Source organism: Thermoflexus hugenholtzii JAD2 (assembly GCF_900187885.1).
In the GTDB taxonomy this organism is placed as follows: Bacteria; Chloroflexota; Anaerolineae; order Thermoflexales; family Thermoflexaceae; genus Thermoflexus; species Thermoflexus hugenholtzii.
On record NZ_FYEK01000044.1, the window covers coordinates 114,919 to 134,599 of the forward strand.

The 19,681-nt window shown below is 65.2% G+C and carries 14 protein-coding genes and 1 CRISPR repeat array; of the genes, 5 read left to right on the top strand and 9 right to left on the bottom strand.

Features of this window, described 5'->3' with window-relative positions:
- Positions 1 to 2: 2 nt before the first annotated feature.
- Positions 3 to 734, bottom strand: a complete 732-nt coding sequence (locus CFB18_RS10875; RefSeq protein ID WP_159461713.1) for a DUF2085 domain-containing protein — start codon at positions 732 to 734, stop codon at positions 3 to 5.
- A gap of 167 nt (positions 735 to 901) precedes the next feature.
- Between CFB18_RS10875 and CFB18_RS10880 the strand changes: the two genes are divergently transcribed.
- From CFB18_RS10880 to CFB18_RS10895, 5 genes are all read left to right on the top strand, one after another.
- On the top strand, positions 902 to 2,287 hold the full coding sequence (locus CFB18_RS10880) for a PLP-dependent cysteine synthase family protein (RefSeq protein WP_088571947.1): 1,386 nt from the start codon (positions 902 to 904) through the stop codon (positions 2,285 to 2,287).
- A gap of 363 nt (positions 2,288 to 2,650) precedes the next feature.
- A CRISPR array of direct repeats spans positions 2,651 to 8,296; the repeat unit is 30 nt; unit sequence GCCTCAATCGAACCAGCGTGGGATTGAAAC.
- Between the two features lie 35 nt (positions 8,297 to 8,331).
- Positions 8,332 to 8,775 (top strand): hypothetical protein, encoded by a 444-nt coding sequence (locus CFB18_RS10885; protein ID WP_088571827.1) that lies wholly within the window; start codon positions 8,332 to 8,334, stop codon positions 8,773 to 8,775.
- A complete protein-coding gene (locus tag CFB18_RS10890; RefSeq protein WP_088571828.1) occupies positions 8,759 to 9,322 on the top strand; it encodes a hypothetical protein in 564 nt (187 codons plus the stop codon). Before CFB18_RS10885 ends, CFB18_RS10890 begins: the two co-directional genes overlap by 17 nt.
- A gap of 24 nt (positions 9,323 to 9,346) precedes the next feature.
- Entirely contained in the window at positions 9,347 to 9,469 is a 123-nt protein-coding gene (locus CFB18_RS16300; protein WP_268808075.1) for a hypothetical protein, read from the top strand.
- A gap of 127 nt (positions 9,470 to 9,596) precedes the next feature.
- A complete protein-coding gene (locus tag CFB18_RS10895; RefSeq protein WP_088571829.1) occupies positions 9,597 to 9,818 on the top strand; it encodes a hypothetical protein in 222 nt (73 codons plus the stop codon).
- A gap of 93 nt (positions 9,819 to 9,911) precedes the next feature.
- On the opposite strand, the gene CFB18_RS10900 is transcribed toward CFB18_RS10895, so the two are convergent.
- The 8 genes from CFB18_RS10900 to CFB18_RS10935 all read right to left on the bottom strand — a co-directional run bounded on the left by CFB18_RS10900 (position 9,912) and on the right by CFB18_RS10935 (position 19,483).
- A complete protein-coding gene (locus CFB18_RS10900; protein ID WP_088571830.1) occupies positions 9,912 to 11,126 on the bottom strand; it encodes a hypothetical protein in 1,215 nt (404 codons plus the stop codon).
- A 99-nt stretch (positions 11,127 to 11,225) separates the two neighbouring features.
- Positions 11,226 to 12,185, bottom strand: coding sequence for a metal-dependent hydrolase (locus tag CFB18_RS10905; RefSeq protein ID WP_159461714.1), 960 nt, complete (start codon positions 12,183 to 12,185; stop codon positions 11,226 to 11,228).
- A gap of 271 nt (positions 12,186 to 12,456) precedes the next feature.
- A complete protein-coding gene (locus tag CFB18_RS10910) occupies positions 12,457 to 13,671 on the bottom strand; it encodes a glycosyltransferase (RefSeq protein WP_088571832.1) in 1,215 nt (404 codons plus the stop codon).
- A 62-nt stretch (positions 13,672 to 13,733) separates the two neighbouring features.
- Positions 13,734 to 14,852: a glycosyltransferase family 4 protein gene (locus tag CFB18_RS10915; RefSeq protein ID WP_143597589.1), complete on the bottom strand. Its 1,119-nt coding sequence runs from the start codon at positions 14,850 to 14,852 to the stop codon at positions 13,734 to 13,736.
- A complete protein-coding gene (locus CFB18_RS10920; protein ID WP_088571834.1) occupies positions 14,849 to 16,783 on the bottom strand; it encodes a histidine kinase N-terminal 7TM domain-containing protein in 1,935 nt (644 codons plus the stop codon). The genes CFB18_RS10915 and CFB18_RS10920 overlap by 4 nt, the downstream gene beginning before the upstream one ends.
- On the bottom strand, positions 16,756 to 17,484 hold the full coding sequence (locus tag CFB18_RS10925; protein WP_088571835.1) for an alpha/beta hydrolase: 729 nt from the start codon (positions 17,482 to 17,484) through the stop codon (positions 16,756 to 16,758). The genes CFB18_RS10920 and CFB18_RS10925 overlap by 28 nt, the downstream gene beginning before the upstream one ends.
- A gap of 43 nt (positions 17,485 to 17,527) precedes the next feature.
- The gene (locus CFB18_RS10930; protein ID WP_088571836.1) at positions 17,528 to 19,231 is read right to left on the bottom strand and encodes an aldehyde dehydrogenase family protein; all 1,704 of its coding nucleotides are present in this window, start codon (positions 19,229 to 19,231) and stop codon (positions 17,528 to 17,530) included.
- Positions 19,232 to 19,276: 45 nt separating this feature from the next.
- Positions 19,277 to 19,483, bottom strand: a complete 207-nt coding sequence (locus CFB18_RS10935; RefSeq protein ID WP_143597590.1) for a hypothetical protein — start codon at positions 19,481 to 19,483, stop codon at positions 19,277 to 19,279.
- Positions 19,484 to 19,681 lie beyond the last annotated feature (198 nt).

A 19,681-nucleotide genomic window follows, 5' to 3' on the forward strand; every position in this document is an offset into this window, starting at 1 on the left:
GCTCACGCTTCGGTTTCCCCCAGCTCCCGGAAGGATCGGTCCACGTAAGGCAGGGCGAAGCCGCCGGCGCCCAACCCGAACAGGACCCCGCTGATCCAGCGCATCCAGGAGTTGAAGGAGCCCAGGGCGTCGCCGACGTAGAACCATTCGGGCAGCCTCCCGCCCGTCAGGGCGACCAGCCAGGCGTTGTCATAGCGGAAGCCCCGCTCGCCGATCCCATACAGCAGGTCGTTGATCAGATGGGAGGTCCCATCCAGGGCGATGGGCAGGGTGAGGAGGAAGAGGGCCCACCACGGCAGCGGCCGCCAGCGGCGCCCGCTCAGGGCGAAGAGGAGGGCGGCCAGCCAGAAGCTGGTGTAGGTCGAGATCATGCGGTCCGACCAGGCGACCTTGTAACCGAAGACCGGGTCCCCGATGAAGGCGCGCAGCTGGAGGGGATCCTCGTAGGGCCAGACCTGTCGGAGCTCCGAGAGGGAATACATCGGTTTGAGTCCGAAGAGGAAGAGGGAGCGCTGGGGGAGCTGATGGCAGAAGAGGCTGTAGAAGGCATACAGCCATCGCGCGGGGGTCTCCCAGCCCAGGTGCATCAGGATGGGGGCGAGCCAGGGGAGCCCCACGAAGAGGCCGTAGAGGAGGACGAAGGCCCAGATCCATTCCCGGGCCAGCCAGCGGCTCCGGCGACTGGCTCGATCCGGCGCGGCCGCGGTGAGAGGGGATGACGCGGGGGAGGACATCAGCGTCTCTCCTTTCCCTGGATCCGCCCGGCAACGCCGCCGGGTCTTCTTCATCCTACTGCGCAGCCCGGCGTCGTGCAACACGGGGGTCTCCGGCAGGATTGCCGGAGGGCGCTCGCGGGCCTAAGATCGAAGCCCAAGAAATGATTCCACGGGAGGAGATGTCCATGCGCGCGCCGTTCTTCGGACCCACCTTTGAGGAGATGCGGGATCCCTCGCGCCAGCCTCCGGAGGTGCGGGCGCGGGCCCTGGCGGCACGGGAGCGCGACCCCATGGATCCATACAATCTTTTCAATATCACCTGGCGGGATCCGGAGGGACGGATCTATTACGAGGTTCTCCCCCGGGCTCTCACCGGGGTGGAGGCGCCCATCGTGGTGATCTACGCCAAGGATTTCCCCACCGGCTCGCACAAAGTCGGGGCGGCCTATTCCATCCTGATGGAGAAGGTGCTCCTGGAGGGCCTGCGGCCGGGGGAGCACGTGCTGGTGTGGCCGTCCACAGGGAACTATGGGATCGGCGGGGCCTGGGTGGGGGGACGGATGGGCTTTGAGGGGATCGTGATCCTGCCGGAGGGGATGAGCCGGGAGCGCTTCGAGCGGATCGAGGCCTATGGGGCGCGGGTGATCCGGACGCCGGGCTCGGAGAGCAACGTCAAGGAGATCTACGACAAGTGCAAGGAGCTGATGGCGGTCGACCCGCGGGTGCGGGTGCTCAATCAGTTCAGCGAGATGGGGAACTATCGGTTTCACTATTACGTCACCGGCAACACCATTGTGGACCTGGCGGCGGAGTTGGGGGAGCGGGGGATCGGGGAGGGGAAGGTGGCGGCCTTCGTCTCGGCGATGGGCTCGGCGGGGACCATCGGGGCGGGGGATCGGCTGAAGCAGGTCTGGCCGACCTGTCGGGTGGTGGGCGTGGAGCCCATCCAGTGCCCCACCCTGTATCTGAACGGGTATGGGGTTCACGACATCCAGGGGATCGGGGACAAGCATGTGACGTGGATCCATCACGTGATGAACATGGATGCGTTGGTGTGCGTGGATGATCTATCGTGCAAGAAGGGGTTGCAGTTATTGGCGGAGGAGGTGGGGTGGAAGGTGCTGATGCGCTGGGGGGTTTCGGAGGGGCAGGTGATGCGGCTGTCGCAGATGTTCGGCATCAGTGGGATCGCCAACGTATTGGGGGCGATCAAAGCGGCGAAGTTTTACCGGTTCGGGCCGAAGGACGTCATCGTGACCGTGGCCACGGACGGGGTGGATCGGTATCGGTCGGTGTTGGCGGAGCTCACCCGGCAGTGTGGGCCGATGGACGAGGTGGAGGCCACGGTGCGATTGGTGCACATCTTCCATGGGCAGGGGCTGGACTGGATCCAGGAGGGGACGCAGGAGAACCGGCGGCGGTGGCACAACCTGAAGTATTTCACGTGGGTGGAGCAACAGGGCAAGACGGTGGAGGAGCTGGACGCGCAGCTGGATCCGGAGTGGTGGGAGCGGGAGCAGGCGCGGATCCCGGAGCTGGACCGACTGTGGCGGGAGGTGCGGGGCTTTTAGCCCGCCGGCCCGAGGCGCCGGATCTCGACCTTGCGTTCACCGGGCGCAGAAACCTTCCGCGGACCCCCATGGAAAATCCGGCCACCGGGGGTCCGCGGAAGGTTTGTTTAATGAGCCTTTAGAATCCACCATTCTTCTCCCATTCAGGAAGATGATGGTTTGATTTATGCCCGAAACGAGATATTTAGATGAGCAAGATGCCTTTCTTCGGAAAAGGCTTCCGCGGACCCCCCTTCGTCCTCTGGCGCATGGAGGAACCCGAACCCCTTGACAACCAACGCGTCCTGTGTTATATTCATGGCGAACTGGATGCAGGAAAGGGTAGCTCTCTCTCTTCTCCCTCTCACCGCCTGAAATCGCAGGGCCTCAATCGAACCAGCGTGGGATTGAAACAAAGGCCAGTTCTCCCTTGTCGCGATAAAAGGCGGGGCCTCAATCGAACCAGCGTGGGATTGAAACCGTGATCCATCAAGGTCCACTTCTGGGCGGAAAAGCGCCTCAATCGAACCAGCGTGGGATTGAAACTTTGCTGCGCGCTGTTGCCGCGTAGTCGTGCGACCCGCCTCAATCGAACCAGCGTGGGATTGAAACACCGCTGTGGGGGTCCGGGGGGCGAAGCCCCCCGGGGGCCTCAATCGAACCAGCGTGGGATTGAAACGACGGCAATGGCCGCAAATAGAGAACCACCTTGGGGAGCCTCAATCGAACCAGCGTGGGATTGAAACCAGAGCAGCAAGCATCCATCTCGACCAACTTCCACCCGCCTCAATCGAACCAGCGTGGGATTGAAACCATGGCCGTCTGAAATGCGGCGCGCTGCGCGATGTTGGCCTCAATCGAACCAGCGTGGGATTGAAACTTGCCTCCTCCTTGCGAGGTCTGGAACAAACAAAGCCGCCTCAATCGAACCAGCGTGGGATTGAAACTACAGCTCTGGGTGAGCGTCCAGAACCACCACATGCCGGCCTCAATCGAACCAGCGTGGGATTGAAACCGAAGAGCGTTTTGCCCTCCACGCCCATCTTGCGGAGGCCTCAATCGAACCAGCGTGGGATTGAAACAATGGAGGGCCGCCTGCATCAAGCATCTGCGTTCGTGCCTCAATCGAACCAGCGTGGGATTGAAACAGTGAATCTTCAAAACCGGGATCTCTACCGTGTAAATCGCCTCAATCGAACCAGCGTGGGATTGAAACGTTATCCAACACGTGCATAAATTCATGCACATTCCACGCCTCAATCGAACCAGCGTGGGATTGAAACTGGAGGCCCAGATCCGGAAGGCCTTCATCAAAACCCGTGCCTCAATCGAACCAGCGTGGGATTGAAACATTTGCCTTGTCTTCATTGGCCTTTTGTGGGCAAGCCCGCCTCAATCGAACCAGCGTGGGATTGAAACAGGGGCCCTCCAGGATCCTCTCGGCTGAGGGATCGGGCCTCAATCGAACCAGCGTGGGATTGAAACACCTTGGCGACTACTGCAACCTTGCGGATGTGATCCGCCTCAATCGAACCAGCGTGGGATTGAAACTCTCTCCCCCCTCCTCTTTGGATTTAGCCCGGCCTTCGCCTCAATCGAACCAGCGTGGGATTGAAACCATCCCGGGCCCGGGCCCAGCCCGGCTCCGGCAGCGTGCCTCAATCGAACCAGCGTGGGATTGAAACTGCCTTCCCCCTCATACCCCCAGTTCAGCCGGACCAAGCCTCAATCGAACCAGCGTGGGATTGAAACAGGTCTTGTGCTCCGCAGTCCACCCGGGGTTGATCCTGGCCTCAATCGAACCAGCGTGGGATTGAAACCCTGGCCAAAAAGGCCAGGGGCCCAAAGCCAAGGGGGCCTCAATCGAACCAGCGTGGGATTGAAACTCTTTTTGTTTTTAATTTGTCCCTCCGCCGGCGCGAAGCCTCAATCGAACCAGCGTGGGATTGAAACATCCACCCGCATCGAAGCCATCGCCGTGCAACTCAAAGCCTCAATCGAACCAGCGTGGGATTGAAACAACGGCGTCGTGATAGAGGATACTTACATCACGCTGAGCCTCAATCGAACCAGCGTGGGATTGAAACCCCGTGAGATCATAGTATTCATCGGAGAACCAAGAGGCCTCAATCGAACCAGCGTGGGATTGAAACCAAAAGCGCCGCCCTCGCGGCGGGCGGCAGCGGAAACGCCTCAATCGAACCAGCGTGGGATTGAAACGGATTTCCCCTGGCCGGGCCACCGGCTGGCCCGGAACGGCCTCAATCGAACCAGCGTGGGATTGAAACGGCACAGTCACGAGGAACCCGGACAAAAAAGATATTGGCCTCAATCGAACCAGCGTGGGATTGAAACATCCCTCGCGGCGGGGGCCGCGTTGGATCGGGATCGGGCCTCAATCGAACCAGCGTGGGATTGAAACCCGGAACGGCCGGCTTCGCCATGGCGCCCCCTCTCCGCCTCAATCGAACCAGCGTGGGATTGAAACGCCATGGGCCAGGAGGGCGATATAGCGCTCTAGACACGCCTCAATCGAACCAGCGTGGGATTGAAACGCAATATCGGCTGCCCGGTCACGAAGGCCTTGACATAGCCTCAATCGAACCAGCGTGGGATTGAAACTTTCGCACAGCAACTTCCCCGGATCTCTCTGCCGGACTGCCTCAATCGAACCAGCGTGGGATTGAAACCCACATGCGGCGCGGAGGGGCATTGCCCGATACCCTGCCTCAATCGAACCAGCGTGGGATTGAAACAGTCTTGGGCTCGGTGCCCCGATTGTGGTGAAAATTATGCCTCAATCGAACCAGCGTGGGATTGAAACCCAGGAGGCCGGGAATGTCTTCCCGGCTCACCGGGTGGCCTCAATCGAACCAGCGTGGGATTGAAACTTCTGTTATTCGGTTGGACTGACAAATCCAGCGATTGCCTCAATCGAACCAGCGTGGGATTGAAACGGCTTTGTGGTCGTTGATGTAAACCTCGTTTACGGCTTGCCTCAATCGAACCAGCGTGGGATTGAAACGATTTCGGCTGGCTGCATCCCAAGACCTCGGGGAAGGGCCTCAATCGAACCAGCGTGGGATTGAAACTATGGGGTTCACTCCCTGATTTTCCCTCCCCCTCAGCCTCAATCGAACCAGCGTGGGATTGAAACCAGCTACCGCCTCGACAGGGCTCCAGCCCCACCAATGCCTCAATCGAACCAGCGTGGGATTGAAACGAAATATTTGCCACCTTTGAGCAGAAACTCATCAATGCCTCAATCGAACCAGCGTGGGATTGAAACAAATAGCAACAAACAAAATCACTATTTGTTCGGTCCAAGCCTCAATCGAACCAGCGTGGGATTGAAACTGGCTTGGGTAAACGAGAACATATGGAAGCGGATCAGGCCTCAATCGAACCAGCGTGGGATTGAAACGGCGGGTCATTTCCCCGGGCGGGAATCGAACCCGCCAGGCCTCAATCGAACCAGCGTGGGATTGAAACTCACGAAGTCGTCCTCCACCCCTTCGGGCGGGAAGGCGCCTCAATCGAACCAGCGTGGGATTGAAACCTGGGTCCGGGCGTATTGGCGCGCTCACTGGGAGCTGCCTCAATCGAACCAGCGTGGGATTGAAACACCCTTGGCCCGGATGCGGGCCTCGGTCCGGACCGGCCTCAATCGAACCAGCGTGGGATTGAAACGGCCGATCCGCCGCCTGCGGCTGCGGCGATTGTCTTGCCTCAATCGAACCAGCGTGGGATTGAAACATCACGCGCGTGGACATCCGGCGGATGTATCGACTCGCCTCAATCGAACCAGCGTGGGATTGAAACCTCGGATGTTGACGAGGATCTGAGAGATCGGGAGGTGCCTCAATCGAACCAGCGTGGGATTGAAACGGCGGACGTTTTCAACCGTGTCGGCGGCTACTTCGAGCCTCAATCGAACCAGCGTGGGATTGAAACCCAGATCTTCCATCGGGCTATCCCTCCGGCAGGATGGGCCTCAATCGAACCAGCGTGGGATTGAAACATCATTTCGGCGGCGGAGCTCGAGGGCAAGGAGTTCGCCTCAATCGAACCAGCGTGGGATTGAAACGCATCCACGAGGAATGTTCGAGCAGATGGGACTGGCGTGCCTCAATCGAACCAGCGTGGGATTGAAACTGGCTTGGGTAAACGAGAACATATGGAAGCGGATCAGCCTCAATCGAACCAGCGTGGGATTGAAACTACACGCTGTTCATAATCCGCTTCCAGAACTGAGCGCGCCTCAATCGAACCAGCGTGGGATTGAAACTATTGGACACAGGGATCGCGAAAGGGCACGAGGATCTGCCTCAATCGAACCAGCGTGGGATTGAAACGGCCAAAGCGTTGGGGGGGGCCATCAAAATTCATCTTGAGCCTCAATCGAACCAGCGTGGGATTGAAACTTCTCTGCGCCGCCAGGCGTGCGTTACCGGGCGCGATGCCTCAATCGAACCAGCGTGGGATTGAAACCCTTAACGATCCTCCCGTGTTTGCTGACCAGCCCCAGGCCTCAATCGAACCAGCGTGGGATTGAAACCTATGTCAAGGCAATGGACCTGTTGAAGGAGGAGGTGGCCTCAATCGAACCAGCGTGGGATTGAAACCCATGGCGGCCTTCAACAAGTTTTCGGTCGTAGAATTGCCTCAATCGAACCAGCGTGGGATTGAAACAACTTCATCTTGAGAAGAAGATTGCTGAGGGCTACTGCCTCAATCGAACCAGCGTGGGATTGAAACTCCGCCATGGCGACCTTCAACAGGTTTTCCGCCGTGGGCCTCAATCGAACCAGCGTGGGATTGAAACCGCGCCCCGCCCCGGGCGGCGCGGATCAGGTATTCGGGCCTCAATCGAACCAGCGTGGGATTGAAACGAATCACCAGAGGAGTGGTCGTCATGGCTTATCCCTGGCCTCAATCGAACCAGCGTGGGATTGAAACCGTGGGCCGCCCGGGCCAGCAGCATGGTCCGCTGGAGCCTCAATCGAACCAGCGTGGGATTGAAACCGGAGGAGGGCCTGGCGCGGCTGCGGGAAGGCGCTGGGCCTCAATCGAACCAGCGTGGGATTGAAACTCGCCCGCCGCGGGACGGCCCTGGCGGACTACCTGGCCTCAATCGAACCAGCGTGGGATTGAAACTCGATCTCCTCCCGAAGCCGCTGCGGGCGGATACGCGCCTCAATCGAACCAGCGTGGGATTGAAACCGCTTCTGGATTAACCCCACCTTAGATCGCGCCCGCGCGCCTCAATCGAACCAGCGTGGGATTGAAACGATCCCCGCCGCCTACGACGAGGCCCGCCGGGACGGGGCCTCAATCGAACCAGCGTGGGATTGAAACCCGACGCGGCCGCCGAGGCCGCCGCGGCCATGGTGGGGCCTCAATCGAACCAGCGTGGGATTGAAACCCCAGAAGCAGGCCGCCTGTGGCCAGGGCCAGCCGGGCCTGCCTCAATCGAACCAGCGTGGGATTGAAACCGTCCCCCCCGTGATCTACCGCCGCTACGAGAAGGAGGCCTCAATCGAACCAGCGTGGGATTGAAACCCCAAATGCCTTCCAGCGTGCAGTGATCCCCATCCTCGCCTCAATCGAACCAGCGTGGGATTGAAACTTTCAACCAGTCGACGGAATAACCAGATACACGGTGAGCCTCAATCGAACCAGCGTGGGATTGAAACCAGCCCATCCCGGACCCCCGCCCAGAACCGGAGCCAGCCTCAATCGAACCAGCGTGGGATTGAAACGTCATCTCGGGGGGAACCAGAGTGGCCGCGAGGAGGCGCCTCAATCGAACCAGCGTGGGATTGAAACATGATCACAATGATCTCCCCGTTCTGCCTCAGAGTGGGCCTCAATCGAACCAGCGTGGGATTGAAACCAAAGCCCACCACGCTGTCGTGGATCGCGTATAATGTGCCTCAATCGAACCAGCGTGAGATTGAAACCAGGGGGTTGCCAGGTAGAGGGCGCCGCTCGGAAACAGCCTCAATCGAACCAGCATGGGATTGAAACCGGCCCATTCGACATCCTAACGAAAGGAGGAGGACATGTTGCGAGCCATCTGGGAATACCTCACCTACGAGCGCTATGGCCGCCGGATCATGCGCCCGGCCGCCGTGGGGATGCTAGGGACCACCCTGGCGGTGGGCGCCATCGCCCCGATCATCCTGGCCGCCTGCCTCATGGCGCCCCCGCCGGTCCGCCCCGCCCCGACTCTCCCCCCGCCCACGGCCACGGCGGTCTTCGCCACGGCCACGGCGGTCGCTTCCCAGCCCACCGCCACCCCCGCCCCCCTCTGCCCTGAGGACCCGCAGCTGTGGCAGCTGGTGGAGATCCAGCCCTTCCAGGACCCGAAGACCAGCAAGCCCGTCCGGCTGCTCAAGCCCATCTACCGCATCGAGCCCCCCCTGCGTCTACCAGGGCCTGTGGCGCGACCTGGCAGACGCCCTGTTTGCCACCTACACCCGGGCCGACGTGCCGCCCAAGATTGACAAGAAGGTCGAGGTCCCCTGGTATTGGGATCCGGGGCCGGAGATCACCCGGAAGACCATCGGCATCTACCTGGCCTGGAAGGATTATCTCTTCTACGACCGGGCGGGGCGGAAGATCGACGAGATCCTCACCCCCTACACCGCCCTCTCCACCGGCGACCCCGATTACCCAGTGCTGGTCTACCTCTACCGGGACTACCCCGGCGCGGCCTACGGGGTGCAGTGGGAGGGCAAGATGGAGGACGTGTTCGACGGCCGCATCGATGGGATCTGGCCGGTCCGCCTGGAGGGGGGGACGGTGCTGCGGCGGGTGACCCCTGTGCTCTACCACGCCGGGGTCCACCGCTGGTTCCGGGCGGACGGGAAGGGCATGCCCCGGCGGATGCATGTGGTGGAGGCGGACGGCTCGGGGCTGTGGGAGGTCCTGGGGGTGCAGGGGACCACCCGCTCCGAGCTGGGCCGGGCCTTCGGGAAGAAGGACTTCTTCCCCGACCAGGTGGATCTGAAGGCCTATCCGATGGAGAAGACCCTCACCTTCACCCCATAAGCGAGAAGCGAGGGGAGGCGTGGGATGCGGAAGACCTGGATCCTGATCCTGGCGGCGGCGCTGGCCCTGGCCCCGGGGGCCGGCGCCGCCCGGGCCGAGGGGGATGGCCTCAATCGAACCCGTGTGGGACTGAAACCCGGGCGCTGATGGGTATACTGGATCGAACGCGCGGGCTGGATCCCGCGGCGGCCTTTCGCGCGCCGCCTGGGGCGGGGCGGCCCGGCGATCCTGGAGGCCCTGCGGGAGGAGGCGCGGAAGCTGATCGGAGGATGAGATGGACGAGATCATCCAGGCGCTGGAAGATCTGAGCCTCGCCTTCTGTGTCTCCCAGCTTCGGTCGTGGGGCGTGCGGCCGGAGCCTGCGGATATCCGGGCGGCCCTGCGGGATGGCCGGATCCGCGACATCTGCGGGACCTCTTGGATGATGCTGGCCGACTACCTGGAGCGGAACCCGGATGCGATCGAGCGGTTGCGCGCGCGCCTGACGCGGACGTGAAGCCGACGTGTCGGCGCCGCTTTGCGCGGCGGCGGGATGTCGCCTCAATCGAACCAACTTTAGGATTAGAAGGAGTGAGGGCCCTTCTGCGCTTCAGCGATCCGACATCCGGTTCGCTCGAGGACGCGCCCGGCGGGCGTAAAGCCCAAGGCCCAGGACGATCAGGGATGGAAAGCCTGCACCAGCCATCCAGACGCATGATCCCACCACCCCATCCCTCAAGGTGAGGCCCAGCATCATCCATCCTGTTCCCAGCATCAGGAAGAGGCCCGCGGCGATCAGCCAGCCGGATCCGCGGGAAGAGAAGACAGATCGCATCAAATATACGGCCAGGATGGCAAGCCCCACCGCAAGCGGCAGGTTTGCCAGCCAGAAGAACAGCGCACCCGGGTTGGCTTCGTAAGCCTCCGGATAGGCGCGTTCCGACCCGATCAGGGCCAGGGTCATCCCCAGCCAGGCCAGCCCCACGCTCCCTGTCCCCACCGCCAGGATACGCCCCACCTCCGCCTGCCGCATCAGCCCCAGATTCCATGCCCCCACCCCGCCTGCGCTCAGCGCCCCCGCTACGCTCAGCAACGCCAGCGCCCCCCACCATCCTATCTCCACACCCACCGCATAGGGATTCCGGTAGGCCGCCTCTTCGATCCGCCTCCCCATCAGCACCACCACGGCCTGCACAGCGTCCACCCCCGCATCCACCCCTGCGATCAGCAAATAAGCGCCTACGATCCGTGCGATGGCCCGAAGCATCTCTCCCCTCCCATCAGGAGGGAAGAGGATCCGCTCTACCCTCGTCCCCACCCCAATCCCCACCATCCAAAGGAGGGCCGGAAGCAACGCCAGCGCCCACGAGAGCCACCACCTCCCTCCCCTCTCCGCCCCCACCGGGGAGGAAGTGAGCAGCCCAAGCACAAAACCGATCATCGAGAGGAGCAACTCCACCATCCCCGGAACGTCCGGGTACGATGAGAGCGCAAGGATGTATGGATCCATCCACCGCCGGATGAGCGGCTCCCACAGAAGGTCCAGAGCGCTCAGGAAGCAAACCCCACTCAGCGCCCACGCCGCATCCCCCGGGATGCGGGGGGATCCTCTCCAGGCCGCGCGCAGCAACGCCAATCCCACCAGGAGGCGCGCGATGTCCATGGAGAGAACCTCCTCCACCCGGGCGGGCAGGACGGCCGGCGACCAGACCCACGGCGTCCGCCACAGCCGGGAAAGATCCGCTGCAAGCCGGATCAAGGCAGGCAGCAGCGCGAGGAGGATCACCCTGAGGACAGAGGGCGAGGATCGAAAGACGCGCCGCACCGGAATCCCCTATAAGTTGTGCTCCCCAGCCCGGAAGCGCACCAGGGGAAAGCGGCCGGACCCACCTCTACGATACCACACGAGCGATTCGGGGAGGGTTTAGGGTTCGGGTTCCCCTTCCTCCTCAGGGGCCTCCGGGAGGCGAAGGGCGGGATGACGACGGACAGCCCATATGAGCAGCGGCATCAGCAACCCCAGCAACGGGAAACCCGCCGGCAGATGCGGCGCCCCCGCGAAGCGATCCAGGTTCCACAGCATCAGGATCAGGCTCAGCCAGACCACGCTGAAGTTGGGCCACGGATCCACACTCCGCATCCAGCGCAGCCCCGGGATCCGACGACGGGTGAAGGGCCAGAACAGGTTGCTCCCCATCCACCCCAGCTGGTCCTCCAGGATGTGCAACGCATACCCCAGCCCCACCATCACCCCCGGCCACCACCCCCACCACATCCCCACGCCCGTCCCCAGGGCAGCCGCCAGCACCAGCGAGTGGCTCCACGCCCGATGCCAGGGGAGGAACTCCACCCGCACCGCCTCCCCCTCCGGACAGAAAGCCAGCGAGGGGCCCGAGAAGATGTCCACCGTGATCTCCGGATCGTAGCCATATCGCACAGGGCTCGGAAGGGGACGGCGGGCCCGCCCTCCCGCTTCCTCGCCCCCCCGAATCGGCCGCCCGCCGGTGTTCACCACCGGGCCCACCTCGACCTCCACCGCCCCGCCCTCGAGGTCGAACCGCACCCGGTAGCGCCGCCAGGCGTCCGGCCCCAAGCGCAGGGTGTGCAGCATCAGGCGGACCGCCCGCCCCTCCCGTCGGGCCATCGCCACCGCCGCCACGATCCCCTCCGCGATGACCGCCGGATCCGGGGGATCCTCCTCAAAATCCACGGAGAGATCCGGTTGCTCCAACCACCGGGCGAGGCGGAAATCCAGGGCGTCCGGGAGCAGCGCGGCGATGCCGGCCAGGGCGGGCCAGATCGCCCCCCGGGCCGCCGCCTGCACCACCTCGGGGAAAAACGTGGCCGCGGCAAGGGCGGAGATGAAGTGGGTGAAGCCCTTCATCGAGGCATCCCGTGCGGCGCGCTCTATCATGATGATAGCCGGCTGGCTGCGCCCTCCCCTTCCCCCGCGTTGTCGCATGCCGAATTGCCGATAACCGGACTGGGCGTTCCGGGGAAGGTGGCAGGGCAGGCGGCCCGGTCGGCGCATTCCCGCAGCCGGGGGCGGAGTTCTCCAGGTGGGGTAACAGGCCTGGGGGCCGGGTTTCTTTGCCTCGCCCGCTTCCGGTGCGTCGGCTATGGCTGGCTGGACGGGGAGAGGGGGAGCCGTTGTCCTACTGCTGAAGAAGGGGGCGGACGAGGGCCTCAAGGGGCGCCAGGGTCTGTTCCCAGTCGTAACGGGCGACGGCCAGGCGGCGCGCCGCCTCCCCCAGCTGCCGGCGACGGGCTTCATCCGTGGCTAAGGCGATCATCGCCTCGGCGAACGCCTCCCCGTCGGCCAGCCACACGTGCTCCTGATCCCGCACCGTTAGCCCCTCGCACCCCATCGGGGTGCTGACGATGGCCCTCCCCATCGCCATGGCCTCCAAGACCTTGAGGCGGGTCCCCCCGCCGGCCCGCAGGGGCGCCACATAGACCGTCGCGGCGGCCAGATACGGCCGCACATCGGGCACTTCCCCGACCACCTCCACGCCCGGGATCTCCCCCAGGGCGCGCACCGCCGGAGCCGGGCGCCGGCCGACCAGGAACAGGCGCGCCGCGGGGAGGACCGCTCGCACCCGAGGCCAGACGGCCCGGGCCAGCCAGAGGGCCGCGTCGATGTTCGGCCGGTAGTCCATCGACCCGGTGAACACGAAGGCCGGCTCCGGGAGCGGAGCCGGCGGGACGGCCTCGGGCCGGAAGAACGCGGTGTCCACCCCATTGGGCGCCACTACCGGCATGCGGGCCATCCCCAGGGCATGGAGATCCCGGGCGTCGGGCTCCGAGACCGCGATCACCGCGTCCACGCCGCGCACCACCCAGGCCTCATAGCGGCGGAGCCGCCGGGCCTGGATCCCCGAATAGAGCGCCCCGATCCACCGCCGCGGATCCCGCTGATCCGCTCGGAACAACCGTTCCTGCAGCCGGTATTCGGCGTTCAGCTCGTCCAGGAGGAGGAAGGGGCGGGATCCCGGCGGGCGCGCGAGCATCTCCTCCACCGCCCAGGCCATCTCCAGCCCCTCGATGAGGATGAGGTCGACCGGGCCCCGGGCCAGGAGCTCCTCCAACCCTTCCACCAAGGCGCGGGTCCGATAACGAAAGGCGAGATCGGGCCGCGAGGAGGTCAGCAGCTGGCGCAGCCGGACCGAGAGGGGACGCGGGCGCCAGGGGAACAGCCGGATCTCGTGGGCCAGGGCCTGCCAGGAGGGCGGCGGCGGCCCGGGTCGCTCCGAGAGGGCGAGCACGACCACCGGTCCCAGCCGGGCCAGCCGACGCAACACGTGGAAGGCCCGGATGGAACCTCCCTTGTTGGGGGGATCCGGGAGCTCGGGGGCCAGGAACAGGATCACGCGGTGCCCTCGATCCTGAGCAAAAGGGAGTCGCGGCTGAAGCCGCTCCTCCCGGATGATGCTTAACGGCCGAGGACGCGGCGGTAAACCGCCCAGGTCTCGGCGGCGGCGCGGTCCCAGGAGAAGGCGGCGGACCGCTCCAGCCCCTGGCGGCGCATCCGCTCCCGCTGCGCCGCGTCCTCTAAGAGCGCCTCCATGGCTTCGGCCCAGCGCGCTTCATCTTCGGCGGGCAGGACCATCCCCGCCTCCCCCACCACCTCGGGCAGCGCCCCCCGGTCGCTGACCACCACCGGGGTGCCGCAGGCCATAGCCTCCAGGGCCGGCAGGCCGAAGCCTTCATACAGCGAGGGGAAGGCCAGGAAGGCCGCCCCGTTATAGAGGACCGCCAGGGTTTGATCGTCCGGCCCCTCGATCCAGCGCAGATGATCGGCGATGTGCAGGCGGTGGGGCCATTCCAGGATCTCCTGATACAGCCAGCCCCGCCGGCCGGCCAGCACCAGGGGCGGGGCATTCGGGCGGCGCTCCCGCAGCCGGGCATACGCCCGCAACAGCATCGGGATGTTCTTCCGGGGCTCCCACGCCCCCACGAACAGTATATATCCCGGCTCCAGGCCCAGACGCCCCAGAGTCTCCCGCACCTGTTCCGGGGGGAGCGGGCGGCACACGGCGCTGGCCCCCTCGTAGATCACCGTGATCCGGTCCTCCGGAACCCCCAGGTGAGCGATGAGATCCGCCCGGGTGGTCTGAGAGACGGCGATGATGTGATCGGCCACGGCCGCCGCCCGCTCGATCTGTCCGGCGTAATAGCGTCGGCTCTCCGCGGTCATGAAGTCCGGATACTTCAGGAAATGTAGGTCGTGGATGGTGATGACCTTCCGGAAAGGCCCGGAGAACGGGGGGATGAAGTCCGGGCTGTGGAGCAGGGCCACCCGCCGCAGGCCCACCTCCAGCGGCCACACGCGCTGCTCCCAGCGATGATGCGGAGGGGTCCAGGCATGGGCGACCCGCACCTGAGGCCCAGCGGCCCAGGTGTTGGGGTCCTTACGGCTCTGGAAGATCACCAGGCGGACGTCGGGGTCGTGGATGACTTGGGGGAGTCGGGCGGCCAGCTCCAGGATGTAACGGGCGATGCCTTCCCGTCGATACGCCAGCAACCGAGCGTCCAATCCAATCCGTATCATCGGGGCGCTCCATCCTCCTCCGGTGGGATCTCCCGGCCTCCGCCCCGGGCCGGATGCGGCGCGCGCGGGGGCAGGGAGGGCTCTTCCTCCGTCGAGCGGGCAGCCCGGCGTTCCATCTCCGCCAGGACCATGGCCACCGCCTCGATGGCCGCCCGCTGCTTGCGGTAGAGGTCCGACTCGCTCAGGGCCAGGCGCTGGGCGATCTCGCGGACCTTGCGACCTTGAAGGAACCGCAGCTCCAGCAGGTTGTAGAGCAGCCACTCCGGCGCTGTCAATTTCCGCTCGCCATCCGGGCGGAGCCGCTCGATGGCCTCGGCCAGCACGGCCCGCAGGGCGCGGATGGGGTTGCCGTCGTGGGCCTCCATCGCCTGCTGCACCACCCGCAGCTGCAACAGGGGGCTCTGGAGCAGCCGGGGACCACCCCAGTAGTGCGCCAGGGCGTCCCGGACCCAGGTGATGAACTCTGGATGTTCGATGAGAGAGCGGGCAGAAGGCTCCCCCTCCGCCCATCGCAGGCGGCGGGCCTCCTCGGCCACCTGTTCCAGGGCCTGCAGCGCCCGCTCCTGGATCAGCCGGTCCTCCAGGGCGGCGGCGGCCCGGGCGATCCAGACGGGGAGGACCTCGTGGAGGACCTCCGGGGAGACCTCGCTGGGCGGAGCGGCCACGGCGATGGCCCCCAGGAGGATCCCTTCCGCCCGGCTCCGCAGGGGCCACACCCAGAAGCCGTCCGTCCGCACCGGCCCGTTCGAGGAGGGCTCCACCTCCGCCAGAGTGGCCTCGATGGAGGCATGCGCGATGTCGCCGAAGGCGGCCACCGGCTCGATCCCCTCCGGGGTGCGACGCACCACGAACCCGGTGGGCGAGCGGAGGGTCTCGCAGATCAGGGCCAGGATCCCCTCCAGGAACTGTCGCAGATCCCGGGCGGTGATCATCGCCTCGCTCAGCCGGCGCATCCGCGCCAGCTCCGAGACGTCCCGCCGCAGGAACAGCCACTCGAAAAGGGGGCGGATCCCGTCGCTCAACAGCTCATAGCTCACGATGGTCCCCACCGCCGCCAAGGGGAGGAGAAGCGCCAGGGGCAGCCCCAGGGCGTGGCTCAGCCGGCTGACCCCGAACATCACCAGGGCCACCAGGGTGGCCAGGACCGGCCCGCGCAGCAGGTAGGTGATCCAGCGCTGCTTGACCACCCGATCCGGCACCAGCACATCCACATAGGCGACGGCGTAGACCATACCGAACAGCATCGTCCCGATGAACAGGTTGCTGATCCCCACCATCCCCCAGAAGACCAGGGGGTAAGCCGGGAGGGTCCGCCCGGCCAGAAGCAGATAGGGGAAGACCCCGACAGCGGGGGCGATCATCGTGAGGGCCAGGTAGGTCATCCGCCGCCGATGGGTGGAGATCAGCGTCCGTTGCCGGACCCGCCAGGCGTTCACGATCCCCCAGCCCACCCCTCCGATGAAGTAGATCAAAAAGAGGGGAAAGAGGGGGCCCGCCCACAGATGGAAGGCCCGGCCATCCGCCGTCCCGTCGTGAACCAGGAGATCGCTCGACAGGGCGAGCAGAAACCAGAGGAAGGCCAGGGCGTAGGCCCCTCGGACCGCCCAGCGGCGCCACGGGGAGAAGGAGCCGGTCCGCTCCAGCAAGGCGTCGGTCAGATGCGCATAGGCCGCCGGGGCGATAGCGATGCCCAGCCATTGCAGCCGGAGCCACGGCTCCGCGGACCGGGGATCGGCCACGAAGAAGAGGACCAGATCGCCCAGGTAGACGATAGAGACCGAGGCCAGCAGCCACGCCGCCCCCCGGGCGCTCCGGCTCTGGAAGTAATAAGCGAGCAGGTAGACCAGCAGGGAGAAGGCGGCGATGAGCAGCGCGGCGACGATGACGAAGTTGATCTGGATGATCAGGTCGAGCGGATCTGTTCGAGCCATCGCTGGATACGCTGGATCATCACCCGGCGCCGGCCGGTGTAGCGGTGATCTCCTCCATCGATGAGGGCCAGGTCGGTGTTCAGCCCGGCCCGGTGATGAAGGGCCAGGCTGTGGCGGTGATGCACCACCGGGTCCGCGGTCCCGTGGACGATGAGGAGCGGCCGCGGGGAGAGCCGATCGACCACCTCCACCGGCTGAAGCCCTTCGGCGCAGGCCCGCAGGTCCTCCCGCAGGCGCTCCACCGTCATCCCCTGCATGAAGCGGACCCAGTCGGCGAGCATCGCCTCATCCGGCGTCCAGGCCCGCAGGTCGCTCACCGTAGAGAGCGTGATCAGCGCGAAGGGGCGGGGGTCCTGGGCCGCGGCGAGCACCGCGGCCCAGCCCCCGATGCTGTATCCCAGCAGGACCAGACGATGGGGGTCCACCGCCGGCTGGGCCAGGGCCCAATCGACGGCGGCCCGGACATCCTCCACCAGGGTGGTGAGGCGGTAGGGGCCTTCGCTTCCCCAGCATCCCCGATAGTGGAAGACCAGGATGTTCCACCCCGCATCCCGGAGGGCGTCGGCTAGGTCCAGGTTGAGCTCCACGCCGGCGATGCCGTGGGCCATCACCAGCGTAGGGTGAGGTCCCTCCCCATCCGCCCGGTAGAAGCGCCCGAGCAGCCGATACCCGTTGCTCTCGAAGATCACGCCGCTCAGCATCGCCGGCCGCGTCCCTCCGGGAAGTTCCGGCCGCCGGGGCCGGTCAATCGATCACCGTCTGACTCTGCTCCCGCAGATACTGGATCAGGTAATAGGGCCCGCCGGCGCCCCGGCCGGTGGAGCCGCTGGCCTTCCAGCCCCCGAAGGGCTGGTAGCCGGGCCAGGCGCCGGTGGTCGCCCCCGCCGCCCGGTTGACATAGGTCACGCCGGCCTCGATGTGATCGAAGAACCACTGGATCTCCTCCGGGTCGTTGCTGTAGAAGCCGGCGGTCAGACCGTAGTCCACCGCGTTGGCGTAGCGCATGGCCTCCTCCAGGGAATCCACGGTCACGATGCAGGTGATGGGGAGGAACATCTCCTCCCGGAGCAGCGGATGATCCGGCGGGAGGCCGTCGACCACCGTGGGCTCCACGAAGTAGCCTTTGGCGAACTCCCCATCGGTCAGGACGTTGCCCCCGAAGAGGACCACGCCGTCGCGGCGGAGGATCTCCACGTAGCGCTGGAACTTCTCATAGGCGGTCCGGTTGATCACCGGACCCAGGAACACGTCCCGCTGGGTGGGATCGCCGATGCGGATCTTGCTGGTGAGGTCCAGGAACTTCTCCAGGAAGGCGTCCCGCACCGGGCGCTCCACGTAGATCCGCGAGGCCGCCGAGCACTTCTGGCCCTGAAGGCCGAAGGCCGAGCGCATGCAGCCCAGGGCCGCCCGGTCTAAATCCGCGTGGCGGCTGATGATCACCGGGTTCTTGCCCCCCATCTCCAGGATGATGGGCTTAGGATACCGGGTCGAGGCCGCCACCTTGCGATAGATGGACATCCCCACCTCATAGCTGCCGGTGAAGGTGATCCCGGCCACATCCGGGTGCAGGACCAGGGGGTCGCCGACCTCGCTCCCGCTCCCCGTGATGTAGTTGAAAGCCCCCTCGGGCACCCCCGCGTCGCGGAAGATCTCATAGAGCCTGTAGCCCACGTAGGGGGTGTCCGACGCCGGCTTGAACACCACCGTGTTGCCGGCCAGCAGGGCCGCCCCAGCGGGGCCGCCGGCCAGGGCCAGGGGGAAGTTGAAGGGGGAGATCACCGCCCACACCCCGTAGGGCTTCAGGACGCTGCGGTTGTGGTGCTTGGGGGATTCCTGCTTCATGGGCACGACGTAGCCGTCGTGGGCCTCCATCTGGTCGCAGTAGTAGCGGATGAGATCCGCGGTCTCCTCCACGTCCCCCAGGGCTTCCAGGCGGTTCTTGCCCACCTCCAGGCTCATCAGCGCCGCCAGCTCGAAGGCCCGCTCGCTGATGAGGTCCGCTGCCCGGCGCAGGATCTTCACCCGCTCCGTCCAGGGGGTGCGGCTCCAGGCCGGGAAGGCCGCCTTCGCCGCCGCCACCGCGTCCGCCACGTCCTCAGGGGTCCCCCGCTGGAAGATCCCCAGCAGCCAGTCGGTGTTGATCGGGGAGCGATCCTCAAAGGTGCGCTCAGCGTAGCGGGGCTGCCCGCCGATGACCATGGGGACGGTCCCGCCCAGGCTCTCTCGGACCTTCCCCAGGGCAACTTCATAACGAATGTGGAGCTCCTCGCTGGGGACGGCGAGGGTGGCGTAGGTGATCTTGAAGGGCTGGGCCGGGGCCTCCGCCGCCGGGCCCCCCCGGCGGCGTGGGGAGACTGCGCGCGCGGGCGCCTTCCGGGTCGTTTTACGGGCCGTCTTCTTCGGCGCCGCCTTCCGCGTCGTCTTACGCGTGGGCTTCTTCGCAGGCATTCTGACCTCCTGAGCCGGTGTTCTGCGCTTGCAAGACCACCTTCCTCAATCGAAGAAATAGGGGATCCGCAGGCCCCCGGTCAGGGTCTCCCGTTTGAGAGGGAGGGTGAGGCCGTGGAGGGCCTCCTCGGGGACCTTCACCCGCTTCCCTTCCAGCGTGCGAAGACCCTCTGGACGGAGCAAGGGATCCTCTACGCCCGGGGGGGTCTGCACCTCCAGCAGAGTCATCAGGCGACACAGAACCCGCCGCATCGCCGGATCCTCCCCCTCTACGGCTGCCCGGAACCGGGCGACCACCTGAGGGCCCTGAACCGAGCGCCACGCGAATCGGATCTCGACTTCCTTCCCGGAAGACTCCATCGATCGCTTCGCCAATCCGCCGTGATGATCTGACTTGATTATAAACCAGACCGGAGACGGTGAAGTCCTGCCCGACCCAGGGGGATTGGG

Coding starts and splice junctions, on each gene's coding strand:
- CFB18_RS10875 (WP_159461713.1), bottom strand. CDS start 734: ATGTCCTCCCCCGCGTCATCCCCTCTCACCGCGGCCGCGCCGGATCGA.
- CFB18_RS10880 (WP_088571947.1), top strand. CDS start 902: ATGCGCGCGCCGTTCTTCGGACCCACCTTTGAGGAGATGCGGGATCCC.
- CFB18_RS10885 (WP_088571827.1), top strand. CDS start 8,332: ATGTTGCGAGCCATCTGGGAATACCTCACCTACGAGCGCTATGGCCGC.
- CFB18_RS16300 (WP_268808075.1), top strand. CDS start 9,347: ATGCGGAAGACCTGGATCCTGATCCTGGCGGCGGCGCTGGCCCTGGCC.
- CFB18_RS10895 (WP_088571829.1), top strand. CDS start 9,597: ATGGACGAGATCATCCAGGCGCTGGAAGATCTGAGCCTCGCCTTCTGT.
- CFB18_RS10905 (WP_159461714.1), bottom strand. CDS start 12,185: ATGAAGGGCTTCACCCACTTCATCTCCGCCCTTGCCGCGGCCACGTTT.
- CFB18_RS10915 (WP_143597589.1), bottom strand. CDS start 14,852: ATGATACGGATTGGATTGGACGCTCGGTTGCTGGCGTATCGACGGGAA.
- CFB18_RS10920 (WP_088571834.1), bottom strand. CDS start 16,783: ATGGCTCGAACAGATCCGCTCGACCTGATCATCCAGATCAACTTCGTC.
- CFB18_RS10925 (WP_088571835.1), bottom strand. CDS start 17,484: ATGCTGAGCGGCGTGATCTTCGAGAGCAACGGGTATCGGCTGCTCGGG.
- CFB18_RS10930 (WP_088571836.1), bottom strand. CDS start 19,231: ATGCCTGCGAAGAAGCCCACGCGTAAGACGACGCGGAAGGCGGCGCCG.
- CFB18_RS10935 (WP_143597590.1), bottom strand. CDS start 19,483: ATGCGGCGGGTTCTGTGTCGCCTGATGACTCTGCTGGAGGTGCAGACC.